The sequence below is a fragment of the Candidatus Methylarchaceae archaeon HK02M2 genome, assembly GCA_024256165.1.
Taxonomy (GTDB): Archaea; Thermoproteota; Nitrososphaeria; order Nitrososphaerales; family JACAEJ01; genus HK02M2.
In genome coordinates, this window is the sequence record JAKLZG010000031.1 from 1 (window position 1) to 7023 (window position 7023).

General features: G+C 39.0%; 6 protein-coding genes and 1 tRNA gene. 5 read left to right on the forward strand and 2 right to left on the reverse strand.

The window, feature by feature from the left end; all coding sequences use genetic code 11:
* Positions 1-93 precede the first annotated feature (93 nt).
* Both L6N96_02730 and map read right to left on the reverse strand, forming a co-directional pair.
* Positions 94-168 (reverse strand) — tRNA-Ala (locus L6N96_02730).
* Between the two features lie 66 nt (positions 169-234).
* The gene (gene map / locus L6N96_02735; protein MCP8323081.1) at positions 235-1131 is read right to left on the reverse strand and encodes a type II methionyl aminopeptidase; all 897 of its coding nucleotides are present in this window, start codon (positions 1129-1131) and stop codon (positions 235-237) included.
* Between the two features lie 63 nt (positions 1132-1194).
* Here map and L6N96_02740 point away from each other — a divergent pair, with 63 nt between their 5' ends.
* The 5 genes from L6N96_02740 (at position 1195) to L6N96_02760 (ending at position 6853) form a co-directional block, all read left to right on the forward strand.
* On the forward strand, positions 1195-1668 hold the full coding sequence (locus L6N96_02740) for a pantetheine-phosphate adenylyltransferase (protein ID MCP8323082.1): 474 nt from the start codon (positions 1195-1197) through the stop codon (positions 1666-1668).
* 95 nt (positions 1669-1763) lie between these two features.
* The gene (locus L6N96_02745; GenBank protein MCP8323083.1) at positions 1764-2897 is read left to right on the forward strand and encodes a tryptophan--tRNA ligase; all 1134 of its coding nucleotides are present in this window, start codon (positions 1764-1766) and stop codon (positions 2895-2897) included.
* Positions 2898-3000: 103 nt separating this feature from the next.
* Positions 3001-4500: a phenylalanine--tRNA ligase subunit alpha gene (locus tag L6N96_02750; GenBank protein MCP8323084.1), complete on the forward strand. Its 1500-nt coding sequence runs from the start codon at positions 3001-3003 to the stop codon at positions 4498-4500.
* Positions 4491-6161 carry a phenylalanine--tRNA ligase subunit beta gene (gene pheT / locus L6N96_02755; GenBank protein MCP8323085.1) on the forward strand — a complete coding sequence of 557 codons (1671 nt, stop codon included), beginning with the start codon at positions 4491-4493 and terminating at the stop codon, positions 6159-6161. The genes L6N96_02750 and pheT overlap by 10 nt, the downstream gene beginning before the upstream one ends.
* 278 nt (positions 6162-6439) lie before the next feature.
* Positions 6440-6853 carry a toprim domain-containing protein gene (locus L6N96_02760; GenBank protein MCP8323086.1) on the forward strand — a complete coding sequence of 138 codons (414 nt, stop codon included), beginning with the start codon at positions 6440-6442 and terminating at the stop codon, positions 6851-6853.
* The last annotated feature ends 170 nt before the right edge of the window (positions 6854-7023 follow it).

The following is a 7023-nucleotide window of genomic DNA, read 5'->3' on the forward strand; positions in this document are numbered from 1 at the left end:
GTATAGGGGGTTAGGGTTCAAGGAATCGAAATAAGAGAACAGAAAAAACAAGAGAAAAAGAGGTAAACAAAAACTTGGGTTAGTTGTCATAGGTGGACCGGGTGGGATTCGAACCCACGACCTCCTCGATGCCAACGAGGCATCACTACCAGACTGGACTACCGGCCCATCATTATCTCTTTGTTGGTCTAATCCAACTTAGGAGTTTTTTATCCTTATATTTTATATGCTTCCTTAATAATCAGTTGTGACCATAGCTCCACTCTCGGTAGGGACTACAGTCTTCTCAAATTGAGCCACATACTTTCCCGAAGCCTCCAATAGAACTGGGTATCCTCTCAATATTTTATTCTCAACAAGTTTTGTTATCATTTTTTTTATCTCATCTTTTTCAATTACATCTGTCAACCATCTATTAGCAAAAGGCAGGGTCTTGAAGCGCCTCCATATTTCCTCTGTCAAGAAGTCTAAATTCTTATCGCCGATTTTTTTCCTACCGATCAACGAGTAAATCATTTTTCGTTTATCATCCTTGACCATACCTGTTCCATCCAAAGTTGTCAAGAAAGGTTCAATTGCATATACTTCATAAGCCCTTAAAGATGGAGTATTGGCGACCCATACATTAGGTATCGAAATACCTCCATGAATACAGTACTGCTTTAAAAGATGGCCACTAAGGTTTGAGATTGGTTGAAAACCCCTTTTACGAGCACCATTTTCAATCACACGCCCTATATCACCAACCTTTACGCCCCCACGTATCATACTTATTGCTTCATACAAAACATCCTTAGTAGCCATCACTAATTCATCATAATCAGGGTTAAAGGATATCGTAAAAGCTGTATCAGCAATATAACCATTTACATGAACGCCTACATCTATCTTCACAACATCTCCATCATGAATTACACTCTCATCATCCGTCTCGGCAGTATAATGAGCGGCGACATTATTGATGCACACATTACATGGAAATGCTGGATCTCCCCCTAGCCTTTTTATCATATTCTCAACATTATTGCATATGTCAAGGACTTTGTTTCCTTTGGAGACTTTTTTTACCATCTCCTTACAAACTCTGGAGGCTATTCTGCCAGCTTTGAAGTAATCTTGAGGAACGTTCACAACAATTACCTACAGAACCGTTTATATCTGATTTTTAAAATTTTAAAAATATTGTGGAAATAGATGACTTTCAAGTATAAGAAAGTCGCAGTAGGAGGTACATTCGATAACCTTCACCTCGGACACAGGGTCTTGCTGAGAGTTGCATTTAATAATGGGAAATCGATTATTATTGGAGTTTCATCAGATAACTTTGCAAGAAGATTAGGTAAGAACTTAAATCATGATCTTCCTTTACGGGTTAAGCTTCTGAAAAAATTTCTGGATTCCGAATTTCCTAATAGATATAAGATATGCGTATTAGAAGATTACTTTGGACCCATTGCAACCAAAGCAAATATCGATGCGATAGTTGTAAGTGAAGAGACAGCCAGCAAGGCAGAAATGGCCAATGAATTGCGAATAGATAAAGGCTTGAAACCGTTGAAGATAATTATAATCGATACTGTTTTAGCAGATGATGGTCTGCCAATCTCATCGACTCGAATCAAGTCTGGTGAGATAGACGTAGAAGGACATATAATAAAATCACATTAAACCTTACAATCTTTGGAAAATATTATTAAGTGCTCGGTAAAGCGAATGGATATTGTAAAGATCAGATTTGAAACTGTTAATTTGGAAGGATCGATATGTCACAAGATGAACGAGAATTTGTTGTAACTCCTTGGGAAGTTAGGGGAGAGGTAGACTATGAAAAGCTAATAAGAGATTTTGGAACATCGATCATAACAGATGAAATTCTTGAAAGAATCAGAAAGCATACAGGCGATTTGCACCCTCTATTAAAGAGGAAGATCTTTTTCTCTCATAGAGATTTCGACTGGATTTTAAATAGATATGAAGCAGGAGAAAAATTCTTTCTGTACACTGGTCGTGGTCCTTCAGGTCACACACATCTTGGTCACCTGATACCATGGATATTCACCAAGTACCTTCAAGAAGAGTTCGATGTAGAACTATACTTTCAAATGACAGATGATGAGAAGTTCCTTCATGATCCAAAGTTGAGCCTTGATGAGGCTACAGGTTATGCATATGAGAATGCTTTGGATGTTATCGCTTGTGGATTTGATCCAAAAAAAACCTTCATCTTCATAGACACAGAATATGCAAAAACTCTTTACAAGATAGCCACAAAATTTGCCAAGCATGTAACCTTTTCAACAGTGAAAGCTGCCTTTGGATTTGATGTAAGTACGAATATCGGGTTGATCTTCTTCCCTTCAATACAAGCTGCTCCTTGCTTCTTCCCATCGGTACTTAAAGGGAAGAACACCCCGTGTTTGATACCTGCAGCTATAGATCAATCCGTTTATTGGAGAGTCGCTCGTGATGTAGCACCAAAATTGAGTTTCTACAAACCTGCAGAGATACATTCAAAGTTCTTCCCGAGCCTCATGAAGGGAGGAAAGATGAGTGCAAGTGAGCCAGAGTCTGCGATATTCACTGTAGATTCACCAGAGTTGGCCGAAAGTAAGATAATGAATGCTTTTACGGGTGGACAGGCAACAATAAAAGAGCAGAAAGAGAAAGGTGGCAATCCAGAAATCTGTCCAATTTACCATTACTACAGTATCTTATTTGAGTGGGATGAGAAGAAGATGGCTGAAATTTACGAAAACTGCAAGAATGGTTGTCTAATCTGCGGGGATGATAAACAAAGGTTAGCAGAAAAGGTCAGGTCTTTTCTCATTGAGCACCAGAAAAAAAGAGAGAAGGCAAGAGATATAATTGATGATTTCATCTTGAGGGATCCTTCATAGAATAGAGTTACAGGATGAAAAAATAGAAACCTCGATATCCTCAAAGATTTTGATACATGACAACCCTTAAAAAACTGTTTTAGTCCAATTTGAAGTTAGTGAGTTGAAACCGTTACATTCGCTAGAGAGGAAACTTGTCTTATCACTGGCTAAGAATGGCGGAGGTTTACTCGAAGATGTAGCTATTAAAGCCGATATGACTCTTGATCAAGCTAGGAGGGCTATAGAGTGGTTAAGATCAAAAAACATGGTAGAGGTTAAGACGACAACCCGATATATAATCGAAATTGCTGAGGAAGGGAAGCGGGCAATAGAGCATGGCCTGCCGGAAAGGCGTCTGGTCGAAGTATTGAAAAAACTTGGTAAAGAAGTAAAACTAGATGAGCTGAGCAAAGCCTTCGATTCAACCCCACAAGAGTTCTCTGCTGCTTTTGGTCATGCTAGATCAAGAGGCTGGATAGATACGGATAATAGGAAGAAAACTGTAAAGTTGACATCTGACAAGATTTCTTCTGAAGAATCCTTATTGGGGATGTTTGTAGCGAAAAAGAAATTTTTCTTAGACGAATTCAAAGAGCAAGAAAGGGTAGCTCTTAGTGAATTGATCAAGAGGCCAGGTTATTTTACGAAAAGACCGGTTAAGACGATCTTTATTATGCTTACAGATCTTGGTAGGGAGACTGCCGAGACTGTAAAAGAAGTCAAACAAATTGATAATCTCACACCCGAGTTGATAATAAGTGGTAGATGGAGGGAGCTCAAACTTAGACCTTTTGATGTTGAGGCAATTGCTCCAACAAGCTACCCTGGTAAAAAGCATCCTGTCCAACGTTTTATTGACGAGGTTAAAGAAGCCTTCATTTCCCTTGGATTCGAAGAGATAGTAGGTCCTATAATTCAACCTGCTTTTTGGAACTTTGATGCTTTATTCGTACCCCAAGACCATCCAGCTAGGGATATGCAAGATACATTCTATATACCTAATATAAAAGATACAAAGACAAGTAGCCTAGATCTGATAGAAAATGTCTCAAGAACTCACACTGATGGTGGAGATACAGGATCTAAAGGATGGGGTTATGATTGGAAGTTGGACGAATCAAAAAGACTTGTCCTTAGGACCCACACAACTGCAGTCACAGTAAAATATCTTGCCGATACCAGAGCGTCTGAAGCCAAAGTCTTCTCGGTCGATAAAGTCTTTAGAAATGAGAAGCTCGACACTAAGCATCTTGCTGAACTTCATCAGATTGAAGGAATCGTGATGGGTAGGAAGGTTACATTACGTGATCTCATGGGTGTACTAAGCGAGTTTTATAAAATACTGGGCTTGAAGAAGGTAAAATTTTGGCCAACTTACTTTCCATATACTGAACCATCTTTACAGTCTATCGTATATGTAGAGGACTTTGGTTGGATGGAACTTTGTGGCATGGGTATCTTCAGACCTGAAGTAACTCTTCCCTTAGGAGTTAAGAACCCAGTTTTGGCATGGGGGGGAGGTTTAGAACGCCTAATAATGACTAGATTACATATAGAAGACATAAGAGAGCTCTATGAGAACAACTTAGGTTGGCTTAGGAAGGTACCTTTATGCCTGTAATCGAATTAACTTATGATAAACTAAAGGCCTTGATCAAGGCTGATGTATCTAAAAAGGAATTGGTAGATAAAATACCATACCTCGGCATCACCCTTGAAGAGGTTACAGACGAATACATGAAGGTCGAATATAATCCCAATAGACCCGACTTTTCAACCAGCTACGGTGTGGCTCGGTCTTTGAACGGTCTCTTTGGCTTTGAAAAGGGTGCGCCATCTTACTCAGTAAAAAAAGGAGAGGTTAATCTCATCGTCGATGAGTCAACACAAAAAGTCAGGCCCATTGTTGTCAGCCTTGTTGCAAAGGGCTTGGTCTTGGATGATGAACTGATAGAAGAGATCATCTCTATGCAAGAAGACCTTCATAATGGTATAGGTAGGCATAGGCGTAAAATGTCTATCGGGATTCACAATTTAGATGTCATCACCCCTCCCATAAGGTATACCACAGTCCCTTCAGACTTCAAATTCGTTCCATTAGATCATGAGGAAGAGATGAATATTGGAGAGATACTAAAAAGGACTGATGTAGGCAAGGAGTACGGTCACATATTATCTGACTTTGATCGATACCCAATCTTGATCGACTCTTTTGATAATGTACTCTCGTTCCCTCCTATCATAAACGGAGAACTGACAAAATTGACTATGTATACAAGTAATCTATTCATCGAAATAACAGCGACCGATATAGGGACAGCTGAGGATGCTCTGGCAATCTTGGCAGCTACTCTGAACGATGCCGGAGCTCAACTGGAGTCTGTCAAGGTTAGTCTCGGTAACTCCGTCAGAACAACACCTGATATGAGCTCCCAGAAGATGGAAGTTGATATTAAGTTGGCAAACGATCTACTTGGGTTAAACCTCACAGAACAAGAGGTTTCAGAGAGTCTAGAGAAAAGCAGAATAAGCGTATTATCAGAAGATAGAAAGCTTATCGCCATTATACCAAGGTACCGTGTCGATATCTTGCACCTAGTAGACTTAGTTGAAGAGGTAGCCTATGGTTATGGTTTTGATAGGTTATCTCCAACTTTGATCACATCGAAAAATGCAGGCAAGCCCGATGAGACTCTGTCATTGATGGGATCAGCTAGGGAAGTCATGGTAGGTTTAGGTTATATAGAGGTTATGAACTACAACTTAGTGAGCAAGAAGGTTCTTCATGAGTTTACCAACAGAAAGCCCAGAACTATAGTTAAAGTGGAGAACCCGAAATCCCTCGAACTTGAACTACTCAGAGACATTCTCTTCCCTTCATTATTGTTGGTATTATCTAAGAATATACATGAGGAATATCCTCAAAAGATATTCGAAATATCAAAAGTATTTGTAAAGGATGCTAGAGCTTCTACCGGAATCAGAGAGGTCTATCATCTTGCAACTGCCATATCTCACTCAACAGCGAATTATACTGAGGCAAAATCGAGTCTTGTCTCACTCTTTTCTCAGACATTTGATCTGAAAGTCGATACTATTCCAACATTCCATCCTTCCTTCATCCTAGGTAGAGCAGCGATAGTTAGATCTGGAAAGTTCAAGCTAGGGATAATAGGTGAGATTGCTCCCGTAGTATTAGAAAACTTTCGACTTAGAAATCCAGTAACAGTCTATGAAGTTGATTTGAGTAAAATCTTAGATATAATCGAACGAAAAGCTTAACCTAAAGGAAATAATATTATTCAATTGCTCCTGTCCTAAAGCTCGTTGACGGCCCTGACTGACAAAAGATGATGTGTAGGGTTTACCCAGGCGGGCGACAGACAGGGGCCTACCCCGGTAGAGAAGCATGATAAGGCAGGTATTTGAGCCTAGCGATGAATCATAGCTGTCAGAGACGGGGTACAATCTAATTTTATTAGATTAAATTTAATTGGGATAATATTTATTTAAGAATGTGGTAAACAATCTTACTTGTTCTTTTCATAAGGTAATAAATTATGAGAGAGGCAAAAGACGAAGAGACACTTCATGCCCTATCCTTATTTGTGCGTAAGTTAAATGATGAATGTAAGCATGGAGCATTGGTTGTAGTTGAAGGGCAGCATGACGCAGAAGCGCTCAATTCTATAGGGTTCAAAGGGAATCTGTTTTTACTATGTCATAATCGAAAATTGACTGAACTAGCTTCTGAATCTGAAAAATATAGTAAGGTTATCCTACTTCTTGATCTTGACAGGAAGGGAAGAGCGTTGACAAAAAAGGCCATCATAATTTTACAAGGGAAGAATAATAAAATAGATTTATTCTTTAGAAGAGAATTGGCGAAAGCAACTAAAGGAAGGTTAAGACAGATAGAAGAATTGATTCGATTTAAGGAAGGTCTTCAGAATCTAACCTATTTCAATTTCTAAATAAATTTAACTTAAATATCTAACAATAAATTCATTGAGGGGTAAAAAATTGGTAGAAGAAGAGATAAGATGTCCTTGGTGTGATTCGAAATTTCCTGACTCTGAAACCTTAAGTAAACATATAGACGATGTGCATCTAGGAAGAGGGCTTCTTGAAGGGGATAAGAGAA